This window comes from Pseudoduganella lurida (assembly GCF_007830455.1).
In the GTDB taxonomy this organism is placed as follows: Bacteria; Pseudomonadota; Gammaproteobacteria; order Burkholderiales; family Burkholderiaceae_D; genus Rugamonas; species Rugamonas lurida.
In genome coordinates, this window is the sequence record NZ_VLLB01000001.1 from 1529256 (window position 1) to 1551186 (window position 21931).

At 67.8% G+C, this 21931-nt stretch carries 17 protein-coding genes; 13 read left to right on the plus strand and 4 right to left on the minus strand.

The genetic code is table 11. From position 1 onward, the window contains the following. Positions 1 to 481: 481 nt before the first annotated feature. Both IP91_RS06690 and IP91_RS06695 read right to left on the minus strand, forming a co-directional pair. Positions 482 to 2671 (minus strand): coiled-coil domain-containing protein, encoded by a 2190-nt coding sequence (locus tag IP91_RS06690; RefSeq protein WP_145647923.1) that lies wholly within the window; start codon positions 2669 to 2671, stop codon positions 482 to 484. Positions 2672 to 2785: 114 nt separating this feature from the next. After that, positions 2786 to 3787: a serine/threonine protein kinase gene (locus IP91_RS06695; protein WP_145647924.1), complete on the minus strand. Its 1002-nt coding sequence runs from the start codon at positions 3785 to 3787 to the stop codon at positions 2786 to 2788. A 55-nt stretch (positions 3788 to 3842) separates the two neighbouring features. On the opposite strand from IP91_RS06695, the gene IP91_RS06700 reads away from it, so the two are divergent. Continuing rightward, positions 3843 to 4541, plus strand: a complete 699-nt coding sequence (locus tag IP91_RS06700) for a UPF0149 family protein (protein WP_145647925.1) — start codon at positions 3843 to 3845, stop codon at positions 4539 to 4541. Between the two features lie 22 nt (positions 4542 to 4563). Here IP91_RS06700 and IP91_RS06705 read toward each other — a convergent pair whose 3' ends face one another. Continuing rightward, on the minus strand, positions 4564 to 5418 hold the full coding sequence (locus IP91_RS06705; RefSeq protein WP_145647926.1) for an alpha/beta hydrolase: 855 nt from the start codon (positions 5416 to 5418) through the stop codon (positions 4564 to 4566). Positions 5419 to 5644: 226 nt separating this feature from the next. Further along, positions 5645 to 6250 (minus strand): oligoribonuclease, encoded by a 606-nt coding sequence (gene orn / locus IP91_RS06710; protein WP_199754501.1) that lies wholly within the window; start codon positions 6248 to 6250, stop codon positions 5645 to 5647. 47 nt (positions 6251 to 6297) lie between these two features. Here orn and IP91_RS06715 point away from each other — a divergent pair, with 47 nt between their 5' ends. From IP91_RS06715 to cheB, 12 genes are all read left to right on the plus strand, one after another. Continuing rightward, positions 6298 to 7581 (plus strand): M48 family metallopeptidase, encoded by a 1284-nt coding sequence (locus tag IP91_RS06715; protein WP_145647927.1) that lies wholly within the window; start codon positions 6298 to 6300, stop codon positions 7579 to 7581. Beyond that, positions 7578 to 7922, plus strand: coding sequence for a 4a-hydroxytetrahydrobiopterin dehydratase (locus IP91_RS06720; RefSeq protein WP_145647928.1), 345 nt, complete (start codon positions 7578 to 7580; stop codon positions 7920 to 7922). Before IP91_RS06715 ends, IP91_RS06720 begins: the two co-directional genes overlap by 4 nt. Further along, a complete protein-coding gene (gene rsgA, locus IP91_RS06725; RefSeq protein WP_145647929.1) occupies positions 7919 to 8815 on the plus strand; it encodes a ribosome small subunit-dependent GTPase A in 897 nt (298 codons plus the stop codon). Before IP91_RS06720 ends, rsgA begins: the two co-directional genes overlap by 4 nt. A gap of 12 nt (positions 8816 to 8827) precedes the next feature. After that, positions 8828 to 11632 (plus strand): sensor histidine kinase, encoded by a 2805-nt coding sequence (locus tag IP91_RS06730; protein WP_145647930.1) that lies wholly within the window; start codon positions 8828 to 8830, stop codon positions 11630 to 11632. A gap of 173 nt (positions 11633 to 11805) precedes the next feature. Next, on the plus strand, positions 11806 to 12732 hold the full coding sequence (gene argF / locus IP91_RS06735) for an ornithine carbamoyltransferase (protein WP_145647931.1): 927 nt from the start codon (positions 11806 to 11808) through the stop codon (positions 12730 to 12732). Positions 12733 to 12780: 48 nt separating this feature from the next. Next, positions 12781 to 14013 carry an argininosuccinate synthase gene (locus tag IP91_RS06740; protein WP_145647932.1) on the plus strand — a complete coding sequence of 411 codons (1233 nt, stop codon included), beginning with the start codon at positions 12781 to 12783 and terminating at the stop codon, positions 14011 to 14013. A 174-nt stretch (positions 14014 to 14187) separates the two neighbouring features. Next, a complete protein-coding gene (locus IP91_RS06745) occupies positions 14188 to 16002 on the plus strand; it encodes a methyl-accepting chemotaxis protein (protein WP_145647933.1) in 1815 nt (604 codons plus the stop codon). A 39-nt stretch (positions 16003 to 16041) separates the two neighbouring features. Beyond that, positions 16042 to 16512 carry a chemotaxis protein CheW gene (locus IP91_RS06750; protein ID WP_145647934.1) on the plus strand — a complete coding sequence of 157 codons (471 nt, stop codon included), beginning with the start codon at positions 16042 to 16044 and terminating at the stop codon, positions 16510 to 16512. Between the two features lie 11 nt (positions 16513 to 16523). Next, positions 16524 to 17861, plus strand: coding sequence for a CheR family methyltransferase (locus tag IP91_RS06755; protein WP_229473951.1), 1338 nt, complete (start codon positions 16524 to 16526; stop codon positions 17859 to 17861). Then, positions 17858 to 18568, plus strand: a complete 711-nt coding sequence (locus tag IP91_RS06760) for a chemotaxis protein CheW (RefSeq protein ID WP_145647935.1) — start codon at positions 17858 to 17860, stop codon at positions 18566 to 18568. The genes IP91_RS06755 and IP91_RS06760 overlap by 4 nt, the downstream gene beginning before the upstream one ends. After that, a complete protein-coding gene (locus tag IP91_RS06765; RefSeq protein ID WP_145647936.1) occupies positions 18565 to 20871 on the plus strand; it encodes a hybrid sensor histidine kinase/response regulator in 2307 nt (768 codons plus the stop codon). Before IP91_RS06760 ends, IP91_RS06765 begins: the two co-directional genes overlap by 4 nt. Positions 20872 to 20876: 5 nt before the next feature. Then, a complete protein-coding gene (cheB, locus tag IP91_RS06770) occupies positions 20877 to 21905 on the plus strand; it encodes a chemotaxis-specific protein-glutamate methyltransferase CheB (protein ID WP_145648065.1) in 1029 nt (342 codons plus the stop codon). Positions 21906 to 21931 lie beyond the last annotated feature (26 nt).

Here is a 21931-nt window from a genome sequence, read left to right on the forward strand (position 1 = left end):
TCCGTATCGCGGAAACGACACTTAACCGTCGGGGACAGTCCCCATTTTCAGGAAATATTTCCCAAAATCGGGGACAGTCCCCTTTTTCAGGAAAGATTTCTTGGAAATCAGGTCGCGCCCCCAAACTCCTCGACCGCCATGCAGCCATCCGATGCGATCGGCATGCGCGCCTACCTCATGTATGCCCAGCACAAGGAGGTGCCGGCAGTCGTTCGGTGAGCCCGATACTGCGCCGAGCCGGATAGTGGCGCAGCGGTAGTCTGTATACCGGATACGACACTGCGACATCGGGGACAGTCCCCTTTTTCAAGAAAGATTGCTCGCTATGGGGGATAGTCGCGTTCCCGATTCCAACTTTGACACGCTTGTTGGATAAGCGACACAGGGGACAGTCCCCATTTTCAGGAAATATTTCCCGAAATGAGGGACAGTCCCCGAGTTCAGGAAAGATTGCCCGGAAATAGGTGGCTGTCCCCGATTGTTACGCTTCCAGCTTGCGCTGCACGGCGGCCAGCGCGCGCTGGGCGGCTTCGTAGCGGCGGGTTTCCTGGTCGAGGAGCGCCTGCTTGGCAGCCGTCAGCGCGGCGGTCGTGTCGGCGGCCTTGCGCTGCATGTCGGCGTGGGCGCGCGCGGCGTCCAGCAGCGCTTTCTGGTGCGATGCCTTCTCCTGTGCGGCCGAAGCGGCGGCGGCTTCCAGCGTTTCCCGTTCGCGCAGCATCGTGGCGGTGGCGATTTCCGCATCGGCCTTGTCGCGCGCGGCGGTGGCGATGGCGATCTCGGAGGCCATGCGGCTTTCCAGCGCACGGGCCGTTTCCTCGTCGGCCGCGGCGGTGGCGCGCTGCTGCGCCGTGCGTTCTTCCAGCAGCGCCAGCGCGGCGCGTTCCTGCGTGACGAAGTCGCGCTCGGCAGCCACCTGGGCCTGCGTGGCGGCAGCCTTGGCCTGTTCCGCCTGCGCCCGTTCGCGGTGCACTTCGGACAGCTCGACGGCCAGCCGCGCCTGCGCCGCAGCGGCTTGCGCGGCTTCTTCCTTCTGCTGCGCTTCCACTTCCTTCTGTTCGGTCATCACGGCCAGTGCCGCCGCTTCCTGGCGCAGTGCCTCGGCGCGACGGGTATCGGCGGCCGCATCGCGGGCCAGCGCTTCGGCCTGTTCGCGTTCGGCGGCGGCGCGCGTGGCGGCAGCGGCCACGGCACGCTCTTCTTCGGTCAGGCGTGCCTTCAGCGCGGCGATCGCTTCACCTTCTGCGGCAGCACGGGCCTGCTCCGCATCGACGAGGCGGGCCGCATGCTCGGCCTTCTGGCGCGCCAGCTCGTTGGCCGTATCCAGCGCGGCCGCGTGTTCGGCCAGTGCCGTCACTTCGGCCGCTTCCGCATCGTTCTTCGCCTGGGCCAGTTCGACGGCGGCGTGCGACAGTTCGGCGCGCTCATCGGCCAGGCGGGCGGCACGCTGCTGTTCCTGCGCTTCCAGCGCGGCCGCATCGGCGGCGGCCTGTTCGGCCTGCTGCCGCAGCTGCGCCTGCTCGGTGGCGTGACGCTCGGCGTCCAGCTTCGAACGGGTGGCGAATTCGGCCTGCTGCTCCGCCTCGACGCGGCCCATGGCCACGACATGCAGCTCGCGGTCGGCGGCGATGCGCGCTTCGGTGGCGGCCATGATGCGGGCATCGGCATCGCGGCGCGCCTGGGCCGTGGTCGCGGCCATCGCTTCCAGGCGCTCGCGGTGCTGGGCGGCGTCACGGATTTCCTTTTCCGTCTGCAGGCGCAGGCGCAGCGACAGCGCGGCGCTGCGGTCCGACTCCGCCTTGGCCAGTGCGATCGCTTCGCGTTCCTGTTCCAGGTGGGCCAGCGCGCGGGCTTCCTCGGCCGCGTGCACTTCGGCGGCGGCGCGGGCAAAGGCCGACTCCAGTGCCACCTGGTCGGCGCGCTCGCGCTGGCGGGTCGCTTCCAGCGCCTCGCCTTCCACCTGGGCGAGCTGCTGGGCCGTCTGGCGGGCCGAGAAGGCGTGACGTTCGCGTTCACGGGCCAGCGTGGCCATGCGCGCATCGGCGCTGGCGATGCCGATCACTTCATCCTTGGCGGCCTGCACGGCGGCGACGCGTTCGGCGGCCTGCAGCCGCGCCTGTTCGGTTTCCTTCTTCAGTTCGTCCGCCGCGCGGCTGGCCTGCTCGGCGAACTGCGCCTCCGCTTCCAGCTGTTCGGTGGCGCGGCGACGGCTTTCCTCTTCGGCGCGGGCGCGCAGTTCGGCAGCCTGGCGGATCTGGTTGTCGGCTTCCACGCGGGCGCGCAGCTCGGCGGTCTCCTGCTTCACCGCTTCCAGCTTGGCCACGCTGGCATTGGCCGCGGCGCGCAGGCTTTCGAGGCGTTCGCGGTTGGCGGCGATCACGTCTTCGGCAGCCTGCGCATTCTGCAGCGCGACGGCGGCCGCGGCGGAATCCATCGCGGCGCGGTCTTCGGCCAGCGTGCGGGCGCGGGACTCGGCATGGGCGCGGTTCTCGGCGGCGCACGCGGCCTTCGCTTCCGCCTCGACGCGGGCAATCGCCTGCTGGATGGCGCGCAGCTCCGCCTCGGCACGGGCCGGCTTGGCTTCGTCGTTGGCGGGGACGCTCAGGTCGTGATCGAGATCGGCCTCGTCAGCGGAATAGGCGACGTGCAGGGGGTGGGCCAGTTGTGCGTGCATGACAGTCTCGCTGAAGAGGGATTTTCGAGCTGTCATTATGGGACGGCGCCACACCGGTCGAGCCGGCGAGCAAAGCGGGTTTTGCCCCCTTATTCAGGGGTTGTCACCGCGCTATCAGACTGGCCAGAGCGGCGGCTCGTCCATCAGCGCCACCTGCTCGCGCAGCTCCAGGATGCGGTCCTGCCAGTAGCGCTGCGTGTTAAACCAGGGAAAGGCAGCGGGGAACGCCGGATCGTCCCAGCGGCGCGCCAGCCAAGCCGCGTAATGCATCAGCCGCAGCGTGCGCAGCGCTTCCACCAGGTACAGCTGGCGCGGATCGAAGTCGCAGAAATCCTCGTAGCCGGCCAGGATGTCGGACAGCTGCCCCACCATCTCGGAACGCTCGCCGGACAGCATCATCCACAGGTCCTGCACCGCCGGGCCCATGCGCGCATCGTCGAAATCGACGAAATGGGGGCCGGCATCCGTCCACAGCACGTTGCCGCCGTGGCAGTCGCCATGCAGGCGGATCAGCGGTACCTGGCCGGCCCGTTCATAGCTGCGGCGCACGCCTTCCAGCGCCTGGCTGGCGACGCTGCGGTAGGCATCCACCAGGTCGGCCGGCAGGAAGGCGTTCTGCAGCAGGTAGTCGCGCGATTCGGTACCGAAGGTGGTCATGTCCAGCGGGGGCCGCTGGCGGAACGGCTGCGTGGCGCCGATCGCGTGGATGCGGCCGATGAAGCGGCCCGTCCATTCCAGCACGTTGCGGTCGGACAGTTCCGGCGCACGGCCGCCATGGCGCTCGAAGACGGCGAAGCGGAACTGGCCGAAGGTGTGCAGCGTGCGGCCATCGATGGTCATCGGCGGCACGGCGGGAATCTCGGCGCCGTGCAGCTCGGCGATGAAGGCATGTTCCTCGCCGATGGCGGCGTCGCTCCAGCGGCCCGGCCGGTAGAATTTGACGACCACCGGCTTGCCGTCCTCGATGCCCACCTGGTAGACGCGGTTCTCGTAGCTGTTCAGCGCCAGCAGGCGCCCGTCGCCGTACAGGCCGACAGCGGCCAGCGCGTCGAGCACCATGTCGGGGCCCAGGGTGGAAAACGGATGGGCGGCGGGAGGGAGGCTGGAATTCGTCATCTCGCCATTGTACGGCGGGGGGCGTATACTGCCGGATTACTTTAGAAAGACACACATGCAACTCGATCAGCCGCTGAGCGACAAAGACTTCGACGAACTGGACACCTTCCTGCTGGGCGAGCGCAGCCCGGAGGACTCGATGACGATGGACCACCTGCACGGTTACCTCACCGCCATCGCGATCGGTCCGGAGACCATCATGCCGGCCGAATGGCTGCCGCGTGTCTGGGGCGAGGACGGCAAGCAGGCGCCGAAATTCAAGAACGGCAAGGAAGAAGAACGCATCGTCAACCTGATCATGCGCTTCATGAACGAGGTGCTGGTCACGTTCGAGGTGGCGCCGAAGGAATTCGAGCCCCTGTTCGTCGAACACGAGCACGAAGGCCAGACGCTGATCGACGGCGAAGCGTGGTGCTGGGGCTTCTGGGAAGGCATGGAACTGCGCGCCGGTTCGTGGGACGAGATCTTCGATTCCGAGCTCGCCCCGCTGATGCGCCCGATCTACCTGCTGGGCGCGGACGAGATCCAGGAAGACGAGCTGCCGGAAGTGGAAGACCCGGTCAAGGCGCACAAGCTGGCGCTGGACATCGAAGCCAACCTGCCGGCCATCCACAAGTTCTGGGTACCGCGCCGCAAGGCCGCCGTCAGCACCGTCAAGCGCGACGAGCCGAAGGTGGGCCGCAACGACGATTGCCCCTGCGGCAGCGGCAAGAAGTACAAGAAGTGCTGCGGCGCGGAGCCGGCGGCGCAGTAAGCATTACGGCCCCGCCAGCAGCTCAGTGCGCGTCGATGAACGCCACCACGTCATCGAGCGTGGGCGCCAGCCAGCGCCCCGGCCCTGCCAGCGAGGCCAGCAAGGTCACGTGCGACACGCGCGGGTAGTAGCGCTCTTCGACCTGATCGCCTTTTTCGCGTAACTTCGCGGCCAGCCCGCCGGTGTTGCGCTGCGGGTTGACGGTGCGGTCGTTGATGGGGGCCAGCAGCAGGGACGGCGGCGCGTGCCGCGTCACGTGCACGACCGGCTGCGAATCGGCCGGCGTGTCCGGATAGTCGAACACCGGCCGCACTTCGGCACTCGTCACGGGCAGGAAATCATAGGGCCCCGCCAGGCCGATGAAGCCGCGCAGTGCCGACGGCGCCAGCTTCACGCGCGCCAGCCAGCGCTCGTCCAGCGCCAGCATCGCCGCGTTGTAGGCGCCGGCGCTGTGGCCCATCACGAAGATACGGTGCGGATCGCCGCCCTGCTCCGCCGCGTGGCGCACCGCCCAGCCGACGGCCTGCGCGCTGTCGTCCAGGAAGTCCGGGTACTTCGCGCGGGGATACAGGCGGTAATCGGCAATCACCGCCACGATGCCGCGCGCTGCCAGCGCCTTGCCGACGAAGGCATATTCGCCGCGCGAGCCGCTGGTCCAGTTACCGCCGTAGAAGAACACCACCACCGGCGCGGGAACGGCCGTCACCTTGTCGGGACGGTACACGTCCAGCTGCAAGCCGGGGGCGAAGGCGACGTCGCGCGTGGCGCTGCTGTCGCCGGCCGGCGTCAGTGCGCTCAGCGTGCGCAATGGTGAACAGGCCGCGAGTGCGGTGCAGATGGCGCCGGCCAATGCCAGGCGCAGTAATGTTTTTTTCATGGTTCCCTCCCTGCTGCACAGCATGGAGGGACCACCGGCCCCGCTCCGTACGCACGCGCACGGTTCAGCACCTGTTGCCGAGCCAGTGGCGCGCAGGGCCTCGCGTGGGGTCGGGCGCCGTGACGCGGGCTCTGTCGCCGCGTCACGGCTTGCGCATCAAAGCTTGCTCAATACAGCTTGCTCATTACAGCTTGCTCATTACAGCTTGCTCATTACAGCTTGCTCATTACAGCTTGATAAAGTGCTCGCGGTAGTACTTCAGCTCTTCGATCGATTCGATGATGTCGGCCAGCGCCGTGTGCTTCTGGGCCTTCTTGAAGCCGGAGACGACTTCCGGCTTCCAGCGGCGGCACAGCTCCTTCAGGGTGGACACGTCGATGTTCCGGTAGTGGAAGAACGCCTCCAGCTTCGGCATGTAGCGCACCATGAAGCGGCGGTCCTGGCCGATCGTGTTGCCGCACATCGGCGCCTTCCCGGCCGGCACCCACTGCTTCATGAACGCGATCAGTTCCGCTTCCGCCTGCTCTTCCGAGATCGTCGACGCCTTCACCTTGTCGATCAGGCCCGAACGGCCATGCGTGCCCTTGTTCCAGGAATCCATCGCATCCAGCGTCGCATCGGACTGGTGGATGGCCAACACCGGGCCTTCGGCCAGCACGTTCAGGTGCATGTCGGTGACGACGATGGCCACTTCGATGATGCGGTCCGTGTCCGGCTCCAGGCCTGTCATTTCCATGTCCACCCAGACCAGGTTCATTTCGTTCGGGCGCTGCGGCGCCGCGGGTGCTTGACCATCTGCTGCGGAGACGGAAGGTTCGTTCGCTTGTGACATAATTCTCTCTTGACCTGGCAAAACCGCCATTTTCTCACAGGCACAGAATGTATTCACACGCGTTTTCGCTATTGTTTGTCGCATTTTTGGTGTTGACGCTGGCCGTCCGCTTCTGGCTGGCGTCGCGTCACATCCGCCATGTGCTGGCGCACCGCGACCGCGTTCCCGCCGAATTCGCCGCCACGATTCCCCTCTCCGCTCACCAGAAAGCGGCCGACTACACGATCGCCCGCACCAAGTTCGGCACGCTGACGATGTTCGTCAACGCGGCCGTGCTGATCGGCTTCACCCTGCTGGGCGGCCTGGAGTGGCTGTCCGTGCAGGTGTTCGGCCTGACGGGTGGCGGCATGGTCTACCAGCTGGGATTGCTGGCCGCGTTTGCCGCGATCTCGGGCCTGATCGACATCCCGTTCGACTACTACCGCCAGTTCCGCCTGGAGCAGCGCTTCGGCTTCAACAAGATGACGCCTGCGCTGTTCTTCACCGACATGGTCAAGGGACTGGGCCTGGCCGTCGTCATCGGCCTGCCGCTGGCGTGGGTGCTGCTGGCGCTGATGGACAAGGCCGGCGCGTTGTGGTGGCTGTACGCGTGGTTCGTGTGGAGCGGTTTCCAGCTGCTGATGATGGTGCTGTTCCCGACCGTTATCGCGCCGCTGTTCAACAAGTTCACGCCGCTGGCGGACGACTCGCTGAAGTCGCGCATCGAAGGCCTCATGCAGCGCGTGGGCTTTGCCTCGAAAGGCCTGTTCGTGATGGACGGCTCGAAGCGCAGCGCGCACGGCAATGCCTACTTCTCCGGCTTCGGGTCCGGCAAGCGCATCGTCTTCTTCGACACGCTGCTGGCGCGCCTGGCGCCGCAGGAGATCGAGGCGGTCCTGGCCCATGAGCTGGGGCACTTCAAGCTGAAGCACATCGTCAAACGCATCGGCCTGATGTTTCTGGTCTCGCTGGCGTTCCTGGCGCTGCTCGGCTGGCTGAAGAACCAGGTGTGGTTCTACACGGGCCTGGGCGTTTCGCCGATTCTCGTGCCGGGACAGTCGAACGATGCGCTGGCGCTGATCCTGTTCATGCTGGTACTGCCCGTGTTCACGTTCCTGCTCGGCCCCCTCGCCTCCCTCAGCTCGCGCAAGCACGAGTTCGAGGCCGATGCGTTCGCCGCGCAGCATACCGATGCGCGCGACCTCGTCACGGCCCTGGTCAAGATGTACGAGGACAATGCGTCGACCCTGACGCCCGATCCCCTGCACTCGGCGTTCTACGATTCGCATCCGCCGGCCTCGGTGCGCATCCAGCACCTGAACCTGAACCTGAACGGGCGAGGCATGGCATGATCAGCAGCGCACAGCAGCTGCGCGAGCAGCACTGTCTCCACTCCACCGTGCCATTGCAGGCGCCCGAAGCGGCCCGCCTGCTGCACCTGCTCGATGGCTGGGCCATCGATGCGGGACGCCTGACACGGGCCTTCGGCTTTGCCGACTACTACCAGACGATGTCGTTCGTGAACGCCATCGCCTACATCGCCCACTGCGAGGACCATCATCCGGAACTCGTGGTCGGCTACAAGAACTGCGTGGTGCGTTTCGAAACGCACTCCGCTCAAGGACTCACTCTGAACGATTTCATTTGCGCGGCCAAGACGGACGTGCTGGTACGGGTGGCAGGCCACCCATGAAGCAGGCTGCACGCACCGGCATCATCATCGCGGCCCATGGCCGCCACTACCTCGCCGAATCGGAAGGCGCACGGCTGCAGTGCGTCACGCGCGGCAAGAAGACCAATGTGGCGGTCGGCGACCTCGTCGACCTCACCCTCACCTCGCCCGACCAGGCCGTGATCGACCGCATCCAGGAGCGCAAGACGCTGCTGTACCGCTCGGACCAGTACAAGTCGAAGCTGCTGGCCGCGAACGTCACGCAGCTGTTCATCGTGGTCGCCACGGAACCCGGCTACACGGACGACCTGGTGTCCCGTTCCCTCGTCGCCGCCGAGGCGGCAGGCATTGCGGCAAGCCTCATCCTGAACAAGGTGGACGTCACGGAAAACCTGGCCAGGACGCGCCAGCGCCTGGAGATGTACACGGCGATGGGCTACCCGGTGCACGAGGTCTCCGCCATCGGCCAGCTTGAGCATGCCGTCGCCACGCTGGCGCCGCTGCTGGCCGGCCAGTCGACCATCCTGATCGGCCAGTCCGGCATGGGCAAGTCGTCGCTGATCAACCTGCTGGTGCCGGGCGCCGACATCGCCACCCGCGAGATCTCGGCCGCCCTCGACACCGGCAAGCACACGACAACATTTACGCGCCTGTACCACCTGGCAGGCGACGGCACCGTGATCGACTCGCCCGGCTTCCAGGAATTCGGCCTGTACCACCTGTCAGAAGGCATGCTGGAGCGCGCCTTCCGCGACTTCCAGCCCTACCTGGGCGGCTGCAAGTACTACAACTGCCGCCACCTGCAGGAGCCGCAGTGCGCCGTGCTGGAAGCCCTCCGCGAAGGCAAGATCGCCAAGATGCGGCACGAGCTGTACGGCCAGCTGCTGCACGAATCGGCGCAAACCCTCTACTAGGCAGCCCTGCACATGGACCTCTTCGCCAGCGACACCGCCGTCACCCATTGGGAAGCGGCCCTGCCGCCGCTGGCGGGAGCGGCCCGGCTGGACGTGGTGGTGCAACTGGCCTGGCATCTGCGCCAGCGCGACAGCGCGCGTGCGGCCCAGCTGGCCGATGAAGCGGAAACACTGCTGCAGTCGGCGAACGACGAACAGCGCGAGGCCACTGCGGCGCGCCTGCAGCTGCTGCGCGCGGAGCTGTGCTGGCTAACGGGCGACCTGGAGACGGCGCAGGGGATGGCCGATGCGGCGCGCGAGACACTGTGCAGCATTCCCGACGATGCCGGCTGCGCCGATGCGCACTGGCTATGTGCGTGGATCGCCGTCGACCAGGGTGACCATGTGCGGCGCGACCAGGAACTGGAACGCTGCGTCGAAGCCGCCCACGCGGCAGGCGACACGGAACGCGCCGCCATCGCCGAGGCGGCCAGCGCACGCTGGGCCGTGCTGCGCGACCTCGATGCGGCGCGCGCCCGCTGGGGCACGCGCTTCGACCCGGCGGCCATCCGTTCGCCGGCGCTCGACTGCTGGGTAAGCGACTATCTCGGCATGTCCGCCAGCCAGGGCAGCGAGTTCGATGCGGCCGCGCGCCACTACCTGCGCACGTACGACGCAGCGCTCGAGACAGGCCAGGTCCGCACCGCCATCATCGCCGCCACCAATATCGGCGAAAAATTCTCCATGCTGAACGACCACCACGCCGCACTGGAATGGATGCAGCGCGCGGTGGACACGGCCCGGCCCCGCGACTGGCCACGCAGCACCGGCGCGGCGCTGCTGCACACGGCCGAAACGCTGCGCCGGCTGGGCCGCCTGGACGCGGCCGACCAGCTGCTGCGCGAGGCGCTCGACACGCTGCAGCCGTTCGTCAACAGCCGCCTGTTCGCCATCGCGCTGCAATACCTGGGCGACCTGTGCCTGACGCGCGAGGATTACGCCGGCGCGCTGGACGCCTTCGAACGGCTGTCGGTGCGCGCCGACGTGCTGGAGCAGGCCGATTTCCGCATGGTGGCGCGGCGCGGCCAGGCCCACGCCCTGTGCTTCCTGGACCGGCCCGCCGAGGCGCTGGTGCTGGCGCGCCAGGCCGTCGACCTGGCCGGCGGCCAGCACAATGCCTACAACCTGGTGGCGGGCCTGCGCGTGCTGGCACTGATCCACGGCCGCCATCCCCTGCCCGGCCCGCCCGGCATGGCGGAACCGAGCCCGATGCTGCACTACCTGCACCGCGCGCTGGCCACCGTGACGAAGATCGAGGGCTACACCGTGCCGGGCGAGCTGTACGACGCGCTTGCCGAGGCCTACGCCGGTGCGGACGATTTCCGCGCGGCCTACCGGATGGCCCATGCGGCCAGCGAAGCGCGCGAAAAAACGCACAGCCAGGAAGCGACCGCGCGCGCCATCGCGATGCAGGTGCACCAGCAGACCGAACAGGCGCGCTCGGAAGGCCGCCACCACCGCGAACTGGCGCTGCTGGAAGCGCGTCGCGCCGAACTGCTGCAGCAGACCGGCGCCACGCTGGAACGGCTGTCGACGATCGGCCAGGAAATCACGGCCCACCTGGAAGCCGATGCGGTGTACCGCGTGCTGAACCGCCACGTGCACGCGCTGCTGCCGCTGCACGCGTTCGCGATCGTGCTGCTCGATGCGGCCGGGAGCGGGCTGGACCTGGTCTTTGGCGTGGCGGACGAGGCGCCGCTGCCGCCCTCGCGCATCGCCCTGGACGATCCGGAATCGCTCAGTGCACGCTGCGTCCGTGAACGGGCCGAGGTCTGCGTGCACGAACCCTCGCAGCGCCTCGGCTGCGCCGATGCGTGCGGCGACTGCGACAGCGCCCTGTACGTGCCGCTGCTGCTGGGCGACCGCGTGCTGGGTGCCGTCACCGTGCAGGCGCGCCAGCCGCATGCGTATGGCGAGCGCGAACGGCTGATCTTCCGCACGCTGTGCGCCTACGGTGCGATCGCGCTGGACAACGCGCACGCCTACCGGCAGCTGCAGGAAGCGCAGTCGCAGCTGGTGGCGCAGGAAAAGCTGGCGGCCCTGGGCGCGCTGATGGCCGGCGTGGCCCACGAACTGAACACCCCGATCGGCAACAGCCTGCTGATCGCCAGCACGCTGGAACAGAAGACGCTGGACCTGGAAGCATCGCTGAACGGCGCGGGCCTGCGCCGCTCCGCCCTGGCCGCCTATATCGCCGATGCGCGCACCGCGTCCGAACTCGTGATGCGCGGCCTGCACAGCGCCGCCGACCTGGTGGCCAGCTTCAAGCAGGTGGCGGTGGACCGCACCACCGAGCAGCGCCGCCGCTTCCGGCTGCAGCAGGTCACGCACGAGATCGTGGCGACGATGATGAACCGCATCCGCGCGTCGAGCCACCGCATTGCCTTCGAGGTGCCGGAAACGATCGAACTGGACAGCTATCCCGGCCCGTTCGGCCAGGTCATCACCAACTTCATCAACAACGCGCTGCTGCACGCTTTCGACGGCCGCGAAGGCGGCAGCATGCGGCTGACGGCGCTGCCCGCCGCCGACGGCAGGGTCAGCATCACCTTCGCGGACGATGGCACCGGCATCGCGCCGGACAACCTGTCGCGCATCTTCGACCCGTTCTTCACCACCAAGCTGGGGCAAGGCGGCAGCGGGCTGGGACTGTCGATCAGCTACAACATCGTCACGGGCCTGCTGGGCGGGCAGATCGCCGTGGCCAGCAGCCGCGCCGGCACCGCATTCACGCTGGAGCTGCCGCTGGTGGCGCCGCTGGCATCCGACGGCGGCTGACGCGCCCGGACACCGGCCCGCTGCGGTAACCATCCGTCGTGCCCCCGTCAAGCTATTAGCGGCAGGCAAAACCCTCTATAATGGTTTGCCAAGCTGGCCAGAATGGCATCCCAGGCGCACGCCTCGACAGCCCGGCGTCTCCGCTCCCGATGCGCCGCAGAACAGTTGTGAATATGTCTACTCAAAAAGCGATCAAGCACTACCTGCAGTTTTCCGACTTCTCGCTGGAAGAATACGAATACGTCATCGAGCGCGCGCGCCACATCAAGCGCAAGTTCAAGAACTACGAGATCTACCACCCGCTGATCGACCGTACTCTGGTGATGGTGTTCGAGAAGAACTCCACCCGCACCCGCCTGTCCTTCGAGGCCGGCATGCACCAGCTGGGCGGCGCCGCCATCTACCTGAACACGCGCGACTCGCAGCTGGGCCGCGGCGAACCGGTCGAGGATGCCGGCCAGGTGATGTCCCGCATGTGCGACATCATCATGGTGCGCACCTTCGGCCAGGAGATCATCGAGCGCTTCGCCGCCCATTCGCGCGTGCCCGTCATCAACGGGCTGACCAACGAGCACCACCCGTGCCAGGTCTTCGCGGACATCTTCACCTACTACGAGCACCGCGGTCCGATCGCCGGCAAGACGGTGGCCTGGATCGGCGATGCCAACAACATGCTGTACTCGTGGCTGCAGGCCGCCGAGGTGTTCGGCTTCCACGTCAACGTGTCCACGCCGAAGGGCTACGACATGGACATGTCGCTGGTCTCCACCGAACGCTTCACGTTCTTCGCCAACCCGTCGGACGCGTGCGAAGGCGCGCACCTGGTCAATACCGATGTGTGGACCAGCATGGGCTACGAAGAGGAAAACGCGGCGCGCCTGAAGGCGTTCGACGGCTGGATCGTCGACTCGGCCAAGATGGCACGGGCCGCGCCGGACGCGCTGTTCATGCACTGCCTGCCTGCCCACCGCGGCGAGGAAGTGGCGGCGGACGTGATCGACGGCCCGCAGTCGGTGGTGTGGGACGAGGCGGAAAACCGCCTGCACGTGCAGAAGGCGCTGATCGAGTACCTGACGCTGGGCCGCATCGAAACGAAATAAACCGACTAAACGATTTATATTAATCCTACTGTAAGTACTGGAACGAGCATGAGCGACATCAAGAAAGTCGTCCTCGCCTATTCGGGCGGCCTGGACACCTCCGTCATCCTGAAGTGGCTGCAGGACAATTACCACTGCGAGATCGTCACCTTCACGGCCGACCTGGGCCAGGGCGAGGAGCTGGAACCGGCCCGCGCCAAGGCGATCAAGTTCGGCATCAAGCCGGAGAACATCTACATCGACGACGTGCGCGAGGAGTTCGTGCGCGACTTCGTGTTCCCGATGTTCCGCGCGAACACCGTGTACGAAGGCGAATACCTGCTGGGCACCTCGATCGCCCGTCCGCTGATCGCCAAGCGCCTGATCGAGATCGCCAACGAAACGGGTGCCGACGCGATTTCGCACGGCGCCACCGGCAAGGGCAACGACCAGGTGCGCTTCGAACTGGGCGCCTATGCGCTGAAACCCGGCGTGAAGGTCATCGCCCCATGGCGCGAGTGGGACCTGCTGTCGCGCGAAAAACTGTTGAAGTACGCGGAAGACGCCGGCATCGCCATCGACATGAAGCACAAGAACGGCGGCGCGCCGTACTCGATGGACGCCAACCTGCTGCACATCTCCTTCGAAGGCCGCCACCTGGAAAACCCGAGTGCCGAAGCCGAGGAATCGATGTGGCGCTGGACCGTGTCGCCGGAGCAGGCGCCGGACGAAGCGGAATACCTGGACATCGAATACGAACGGGGCGACATCGTGGCCCTGAACGGCAATCGCATGAGCGCCGCCGAAGTGCTGACGGAACTGAACCGCATCGGTGGCAAGCACGGCATCGGCCGCCTCGACCTGGTCGAGAACCGCTATGTCGGCATGAAGTCGCGCGGCTGCTATGAAACGCCGGGCGGCACGATCATGCTGAAGGCGCACCGCGCCATCGAATCGATCACGCTGGACCGCGAAGTGGCGCACCTGAAGGACGACCTGATGCCCCGCTATGCCTCGCTGATCTACAACGGCTACTGGTGGGCACCGGAGCGCGTGGCGCTGCAGACGCTGATCGACCACACCCAGGCCACCGTGAACGGCTGGGTGCGCGTGAAGCTCTACAAGGGCAACGTGATCGTGGTGGCGCGCGATTCGAAGACCGATTCGCTGTTCGACCAGACCATCGCCACCTTCGACGAAGACGGCGGCGCCTACAACCAGGCCGATGCCGGCGGCTTCATCAAGCTGAACGCGCTGCGCATGCGCATTGCCGCCAACGCGCGCCTGAAGCGTGGCCAATAAGCGGGCAACGCTGTTGACCAGCGCGCTTCGCAAGATGCACGGCTGACGGATGCAGGGCTGCCCCACGGGCAGCCCTTTTTATTTGGGTCCGGTTGACGGGCGAGGCATGCTCGCCCTTCCGCCATAAAGTGTTACATTTGGCGCGACACGACCTCTACAAAGTGCGGAGACACGATGATCAACAATCTGGGCATCAAGAACAAGCTGTACGCGGGATTCGGCGCCATCCTGGCCATCATCCTGATCCTGCTGGTGCTGGCGTTTAACAACTTCACGCGCCTGTCCGAGGCCAACGAGTGGGACCGGCACACGATGCAGGTGCTGCACGCGATCGATGGCGTGAGCCTGAACGTGATGGAGGTCCAGACCGAGTCGCGCGGCTATTACCTGACCGGCACCGAGAGCCGCCTGGCGCGCGTGCGCAGCCAGGTGGCGCGCATGCCGGCCTCCATCGCTGCGCTGCAGAAGCTGGTCGTCGACAATCCCGTGCAGGTGGAACGGGCCCGCAAGCTCGAAACGCTGATCCAGACCTGGGTACGCGACGTGATCGAGATGCAGACGGCAAAGCGCCAGGCGCTCGGCGATACGCCCGGTGCCGCCGACACGCTCGGCCACATGCCGCAGTTCCAGCAGGGCAGCCCGGCCGTGACGGCCGTCCACACGGTGCTGGAGGAAGCCCGCGCCGCGGAAAACCAGCTGCTGGCACAGCGTTCCCAGAACGCCGCCGAGCTCCGCCGCGACATGACGGCCGTGCTGATCGCCGGCGGCGCCGCCTGCGTGCTGCTGGGACTGGCCATCGTGTTCGTGCTGACGCGCGCCATCATGAACCCGCTGAACAACCTGACGGAAGCCGTGGGCCGCATCGCCGCCGGCGACCGCGGCGCCCGCGCCCAGGTGATGGCGCAGGATGAACTGGGCCGCGTGTCGCAGGAATTCAACAGCATGGCGCAGGCCATCCAGGACAATATCGAACGCGAACGGGCCAGCACGGACGACCTGCGCGCGAAGGTCGACTCGCTGCTGGGCGTCGTCACGAAGGCCGCATCCGGCGACCTGACGGGCCGCGTGGAAATCGGCGGCAACGATGCGATCGGCCAGCTGGGCCACGGCCTGGCGCGCATGTTCGACAACCTGCGCATCCTGCTCAACAACGTGCAGAAGGCCGGCATCCAGGTCACCACGTCCGCCACCGAGATCGCCGCCTCCGCCAAGGAACAGGAAGCCACCGGTGTCGAGCAGGCGCAGACGAGCGTCGAGGTGCTGTCGACCACCAAGGAAATCTCGTCGAACACGTCGCAGCTGCTCAAAACGATGGAAGAAGCCACCTCCGTGGCCGACTACACGACGGCGGCCACCGCCGAAGCGCAGGAAAACCTGCGCCGCATGGATGCCACGATGCAGAACATGGTGACCGCCACGGATTCGATCAACGCCAAGCTGGCCGCGCTGTCGGAAAAGGCGTCCAACATCAACAGCGTGCTGACGACGATCACCAAGGTGGCCGACCAGACCAACATCCTGTCGCTGAACGCGGCCATCGAAGCGGAAAAGGCCGGTGAAGCGGGCCGGGGCTTCAGTGTCGTCGCTACCGAGATCCGCCGGCTCGCCGACCAGACCTCCGTCTCGACCTGGGACATCGAGCAGATGGTCAAGGAAATGCAGTCGGCCGTGTCGGCCAGCGTGATGGGCATGGACAAGTTCTCCGAAGAGATCCGCCGCAACGTGGGCGAGGTGCGTGCCGTGACGGACCACCTGTCCGGCATGATGGACCAGGTGCGCAAGCTGGCGCCGCAGTTCGACGCCGTGCTGCAGGGCATGCAGTCGCAGGCCGTGGGCGCGCAGCAGATCACCGAGACGATGATGCAGCTGAACGACGCCACCCAGCAGACCGTGGAATCGCTGAAGGCCACCAGCGAGGCGGTGCACCAGCTGCAGTACGCGGCCAGCGACCTGCAGTCGTCGGTGGCCACGTTCGCCGTCAACGTCTGAGCCGGCGCGGCAAGGAAGGTTCGCCTTGAAGGTCCCGCTTTGAAAGTTCTCCTGTTCCATATCGGCGCCGACCGCTACGGCCTGCGCCTGCCGGCCATCCGCAGCGTGCTGCCGCTGATGGCGCTGAAGGCCCTGCCCGGCACGCCGGACAGCGTGGCCGGCCTGATGAACCTGCACGGCGCGCTGGTGCCCGTGCTGGACGTGTCGCGCATCGGCGGCAGCGCGCCGGCCGCGCACCGCATGGACACGCGCATCGTGCTGGTCGATTACACCGCTCCCGACGGCAGCACGCAGGCGCTTGGCCTGATGATGGAGCGGGTGCAGGGCATCCAGGAGGTGGCAGAAGACATCCTGGTGCCGGCCGGTGTGCTGGGTGCGCCGTTCCTGGACCGCGCGGCGGGTGATGCGGACGGCATCGTGCAGCTGGTGGAACCGGCGCGCATGCTGCCCGAACCCTTGCGCGCGCTGCTGTTCCAGCCCGACGCGGGCGCCGCGCGGGCACCGCAGTGAGTAGCAAGACAATGAGCACCACGACCGTGAGCATGCTGCAGCAGCTGCGCGCCGCCACGGGCCTGAACCTGTCGCCCGACACGGTGGAGCGCGCCGTACGCGAGCGGATGGCGGCCACCGGCATCGCCGACCGCGAGCAGTACCTGCAGGCGGCCGGCGCCGCGGAGCTGGAACAGCTGGTGGAGCGGGTGGTGGTACCGGAATCGTGGCTGTTCCGCGACCCGCAGGCCTTCGTGGTGGCCGCCGCGTATGCGCGCCGGCGCCTGGAACGGGGCGGCCGCCAGCTGCTGCGCATGCTGTCGGTGCCCTGCGCCGGCGGCGAGGAACCCTACACGCTGGCGATGGCACTGGTCGATGCGGGCATCCCGCCGGCCGCGTTCGCGATCGATGCGATCGACCTCTCGGCCGTGTGCGTGGCGCGCGCCAAGGAGGGGCTGTTCGGCCGCAATGCCTTCCGCAACAAGGACCTGGCCTTCCGCGACCGCCACTTCACGCAGGAAGACGATGGCCTGTACCGCATCGATCCCGGCCTGCGCCGGCGCGTGCGGGTCCGCCAGGGGAACCTGCTCACCAGCGACATCGCGGCGCCCGGCACCTACGACGTGGTCTTCTGCCGCAACCTGCTGATCTACTTCGATGCGCCCACCACGGCGGCCGCCATCGGGCGCCTGGCCACGCTGCTGTCCGACGACGGCGTGCTGCTGGCTGGCTATGCCGAAGTGCCCTCGTTCATGCAGAACGGCTTCACGGCCCTGCCCTACCGCCAGGCCTTCGCGCTGCGCAAGGCGACCGTGCCGGACGAGGGACCGCAGTTCGGCCTGCCCGTCGAGGGGAGCGAGCCGGCCATCGAACGGCGCCAGGCGCGGCGCACCGTGGTGCAGGCGGTGTGGCCGGCGGCGGCGCGCGCCAGCGAAAAGGTGGCAGCTGCCGTCACGGCGCCGGCCCGCCCGATCCGGGTGGCACCGGCGGCCGTGCCGCCACTGCCCCGCGCCGCCGCCGCGCCGCTGGCCAAGGCGCCTGCGTCCGGGCAGACGCTGGACGAGGCGCGCCGCCTGGCCGACGAAGGCCGGCCCGCCGAAGCCGCCGCCATCTGCCGTACCCTGGTGGCGCGCGAACCGGACAACGCGGACGGCTGGTTCCTGCTTGGCCTGCTGAGCGAGGACACCGATGCGGACGAAGCCCAGGCCCACCTGCGCCGCTGCATCTACCTGGCGCCCGACCACTACGATGCGCTGTGCCACCTGGCGCTGCTGGCCGGCCAGCGCGGCGACAGCGGCGCCGCGGCCAGCCTGAAGGCACGGGCCGCACGCGTGTGGCGGCGCCGCCAATCCAACGAGACTGAACCATGAGCGAGCGACCGACGAGCCAATTGCCAACGAGCGAACAGCCGACGAGCGAATTGCCGACGAGCGAACAGCCGACGAGCGAATTGCCGACGAGCGAACAGCCGACGAGCGCAGGACAGCATGGCGCCGCCGGCCGCCCGGACGGCAGTCCCGGCAAGTCCGGCGGCAGCACGCTGGCCAGCAGCATCGACGACGCCTACCTGCGTGGCTGGGCCGAGCATTTCCGTGCGCCAGAACTGGCCACCGAACAGGCGGACGCCTCGGCCGTCGCCTTCCGCATAGGTGCCGAATGGCTGGCCCTGCCCACGGCGATCTTCCTGCGCGTGGCGCCCCATGCGCTGCCGCACCGCGTGCCGCACCGGAATGCGCGCGGCATGCGCGGCATCGTCAACGTGGGCGGCCAGCTGCATCCCTGCGTGGGCCTGGCCGAACTGCTGGGCATCGACGAGGACGGCGGCGCCGTGCGCACCGGCCGCCACACCTTCGCGCGCCTGCTGGTGGTGGGCTGGGAAGGCCGCAGCTATGCGCTGCCGGTGGCGGACCTGCACGGCATCGTGCGCTACGCCAGCGCGCGGCTGGCGGCGCCGGCGGCCACCATCAACAAGGGCGTGCAGCGCTTCCTCACCGGCGTGGTGGCGGAAGGCGACATGCGCATCGGCCTGCTGGACGCGGGACTGGTGGGCCATCAACTGGCGAGGGCACTGCGATGAGCGACGACCTGAGCCAGTTCTCGATGATCGAGCTGTTCCGCATGGAGGCGGAGAGCCAGACGCAGACGCTGACGGACGGCCTGCTGGCCGTGGAACGCCACGCCGACCCGTCCGACCTGGAAGCGATGATGCGCGCGGCGCACTCCATCAAGGGCGCCGCCGCCATCGTGGGGCTGGACGTGATCGTCCAGCTGTCGCATGGCATGGAGGATGCGTTCATCGCCGCCCAGCATGGCCTCCTGAAGCTGACGCCGAACCGCGTGGACGTGCTGCTGGCCGGCGTGGACCTGATCGTGCAGTGCTCGCACCTGCAGGAAAGCGAGCTGCAGAACTGGCTGGCCGCCAACGGCGACGCGATCCGCAGCACGCTCAATGCCATCCGCGGCATCGCCTTCCTGCCGGAGCCGGTTGTCGCGGCACCGGCGCCGGCATCGGTGCCAGCGTTCGCACCCGCGCCTGCGGTGACGCCCGCTCCGGCTCCGGCGCCGACTCCGGCGCCGGCTCCCGCGCCCGTATCGATCCCGGAACCGGCACCGCTGCCCGCCGCTACGGCGCCGGCGCCGCAGCCGGAAGCCCCGGCACGCCGCAGCGGCCAGTCCGACCGCCTGCTGTCGCTGGCCGGCGAAGCCCGCATCGGCGCGCACCAGGTGCAGCCGCTGATCCAGGGCCTGCAGCGCCACAAGCGCAACCAGGCCGCCCTGTTTGCCGCGCTGGACGAGCTGCACGAGGTGATCGGCCGCATTCCCGACCCCGTGCTGCGCGAAAAGGCCGCGCTGGTGCAGCAGCGCAGCCAGCCGCTGCGCCAGTTCGTGCCGGCCCACATCGCCGACATGGAGCAGCACGAGCGGCGCCAGCTCAATGTGGCGCAAAGCCTGGTGGAAGAAGTGCTGGCATTGCGCATGCGGCCGTTCCGCGACGGCGTGCAGGCCTTCCCGCGCATGGTGCGCGACCTGTCGCGCAGCCTGGGCAAGGACGTGCACCTGGAGATCCGCGGCGAGGACACGCTGGTGGACCGCGACATCCTGGCGCGCATCGAAAGCCCGCTGAACCACATGCTGCGCAACGCGGTCGACCACGGCATCGAGGATCCCGAGGACCGCATCATGGCCGGCAAGCCGATGAGCGGCACCATCATCCTGGAAGCGCGCCACCTGGCCGGCATGCTGAACATCGAGATCCGCGACGATGGCCGCGGCGTCGATCCGGAACGCATCCGCGCGGCCGTCATCGCGCGCCGCATGGCCACGCAGGCGATGGCCGATGCGATGTCGGTGGCGGAACTGATGCAGTTCCTGTTCCTGCCCGCGTTCAGCCTGAAGCAGCAGGTCACCGAGATTTCCGGCCGCGGCGTGGGCCTGGACATCGTGCACGACGCGATCCGCGAACAGAACGGCACCGTGCGTCTCGAAACGGATCCCGGAAACGGCTTCTACACGCACATCACGCTGCCGCTGACGCAGTCGATCGTGCGCGCGCTGGTGGTGGACGTGGGCGGCGAAGCCTACGCGCTGCCGATCGTGAAGGTGGAGCGCGTGCTGCAGGTGCCGCCCGCCGCCCTGCACACGCTGGAGAACAAGCAGTTCTTCGAGCACGAAGGCGCCAACCTGGGCCTGGTCTCGGCGGCCCAGGTGCTGGGGCTGGGCGAGATGTCGTACCCGGAGCTGCTGCCGGTGATCATCGTCGGCAGCGGCGTGCAGCGCTACGCACTGGTGGTCGATGCCATCCGCGGCGAGCACAGCCTGGCCGTGCATGCCATCGATCCGATCTTCGGCAAGGTGCGCGACCTGGCCGCCGCCGCGCTGCTCAATGATGGCGAACCGGTGCTGATCCTCGATGTGCCGGATCTGCTGGTCTCGATCGAGAAGCTGCTGGCGGAAGGGTCGCTGCAGCAATTGGCGCGCGCCGACAGCGCCACGCGGCGTAGAATGAAGCGCATCCTCGTCGTTGACGACTCGCTGACCGTGCGCGAAATGGAGCGCAAGCTGCTCACCGGCCGCGGCTTCGAGGTGGACATCGCCGTCGACGGCATCGACGGCTGGAACGTGGTGCGCTCCGGCGATTACGACCTCGTGATCACGGACGTGGACATGCCCCGCATGGACGGCATCGAACTGGTCAACCTGATCAAGAAGGATCTGCATTTGCACAACCTGCCCGTGATGATCGTGTCGTACAAGGACCGGCCGGAAGACCGCGCGCGCGGCCTGGCCGCGGGTGCCGACTACTACCTGACGAAAGGGAGCTTCCACGACGAGACGCTGCTCGACGCCGTGGCCGACCTGGTGGGAGACGCCTACCGATGAACGGCCTGAAGATCGGCATCGCCAACGACGTGGCCATGGCGGCCGAGGCGCTGCGCCGCGTGGTGGCCGGCACGCGCCAGCACGAGGTGCTGTGGATCGCCCGCACCGGCCTGGAAGCGGTGCGCATGTGCGCCGAGCGCCGTCCCGACCTGATCCTGATGGACCTGAACATGCCGGAGCTCGATGGCGTGGAAGCCACGCGCCGCATCATGGAGGAGTCGCCCTGCGCGATCCTGGTGGTGACGGGCCGGCCGCAGGACAGCGTGAACCAGGTGTTCCGCGCGCTGGGCGCCGGCGCGCTGGACGTGACGGCCACGCCGATCCTCGTGCCGGGCCATAACGAAGGCGGCGCGCAGCTGCTGGCGAAGATCCGCACGATGGAAAAGCTGATCCGCCACAGCGGCGGCAGCCAGGGCATGTCGCCGCGCAGCGCCACCCCGCCGGCCGAGCGGCCCGAGTCGGGCGTGCGCACCCTGCTGGCCATCGGCGCCTCCACCGGCGGCCCGGTGGCCGTGGCACGCATCCTGGCGGGCTGGCAGGCGCCGGCCGATTGCGCGGTCGTGGTGGTGCAGCACATCGACGAGAATTTCGCCGACCATTTCGCCCGCTGGCTGGCCGACCAGCTGGCGATGCCGGTGCGCGCGATCGAGCACGGCGACGAGCTGATGGGTGGCACGGTGATGATCGCCAAGAGCAATGACCACTTGGTACTGGATGAAAAGCGACACTTGGGTTACGATGCGGTACCGAAGGATTATGCTTACCGCCCGTCCGTCGATGTATTCTTCCGCTGCGTGGCGCAGCACTGGCGGGGGGATGCCACCGGCATCCTGCTCACGGGCATGGGCCGCGATGGCGCCGAGGGCCTGCTGGCCATGCGACGGGCCGGCAAGACCACGGTGGCGCAGGACCAGGCCACCAGCGCCGTCTACGGCATGCCGCGCGCGGCGGCCGAACTGGACGCAGCCCAGCTGGTGCTGCCGCTCGAGAAAATCGGGCCTTTTCTGCGCAGTACCACTGGAGGCCGATTCTAGCGCACGAGCGCGTGAGGGCCGCCAGC

Excerpts from the sequence above, each read along its gene's own strand:
- IP91_RS06690 (WP_145647923.1), bottom strand. The coding sequence starts at position 2,671 with ATGCACGCACAACTGGCCCACCCCCTGCACGTCGCCTATTCCGCTGAC.
- IP91_RS06695 (WP_145647924.1), bottom strand. The coding sequence starts at position 3,787 with ATGACGAATTCCAGCCTCCCTCCCGCCGCCCATCCGTTTTCCACCCTG.
- IP91_RS06700 (WP_145647925.1), top strand. The coding sequence starts at position 3,843 with ATGCAACTCGATCAGCCGCTGAGCGACAAAGACTTCGACGAACTGGAC.
- IP91_RS06705 (WP_145647926.1), bottom strand. The coding sequence starts at position 5,418 with ATGAAAAAAACATTACTGCGCCTGGCATTGGCCGGCGCCATCTGCACC.
- orn (WP_199754501.1), bottom strand. The coding sequence starts at position 6,250 with ATGTCACAAGCGAACGAACCTTCCGTCTCCGCAGCAGATGGTCAAGCA.
- IP91_RS06715 (WP_145647927.1), top strand. The coding sequence starts at position 6,298 with ATGTATTCACACGCGTTTTCGCTATTGTTTGTCGCATTTTTGGTGTTG.
- IP91_RS06720 (WP_145647928.1), top strand. The coding sequence starts at position 7,578 with ATGATCAGCAGCGCACAGCAGCTGCGCGAGCAGCACTGTCTCCACTCC.
- rsgA (WP_145647929.1), top strand. The coding sequence starts at position 7,919 with ATGAAGCAGGCTGCACGCACCGGCATCATCATCGCGGCCCATGGCCGC.
- IP91_RS06730 (WP_145647930.1), top strand. The coding sequence starts at position 8,828 with ATGGACCTCTTCGCCAGCGACACCGCCGTCACCCATTGGGAAGCGGCC.
- argF (WP_145647931.1), top strand. The coding sequence starts at position 11,806 with ATGTCTACTCAAAAAGCGATCAAGCACTACCTGCAGTTTTCCGACTTC.
- IP91_RS06740 (WP_145647932.1), top strand. The coding sequence starts at position 12,781 with ATGAGCGACATCAAGAAAGTCGTCCTCGCCTATTCGGGCGGCCTGGAC.
- IP91_RS06745 (WP_145647933.1), top strand. The coding sequence starts at position 14,188 with ATGATCAACAATCTGGGCATCAAGAACAAGCTGTACGCGGGATTCGGC.
- IP91_RS06755 (WP_229473951.1), top strand. The coding sequence starts at position 16,524 with ATGAGCACCACGACCGTGAGCATGCTGCAGCAGCTGCGCGCCGCCACG.
- IP91_RS06760 (WP_145647935.1), top strand. The coding sequence starts at position 17,858 with ATGAGCGAGCGACCGACGAGCCAATTGCCAACGAGCGAACAGCCGACG.
- IP91_RS06765 (WP_145647936.1), top strand. The coding sequence starts at position 18,565 with ATGAGCGACGACCTGAGCCAGTTCTCGATGATCGAGCTGTTCCGCATG.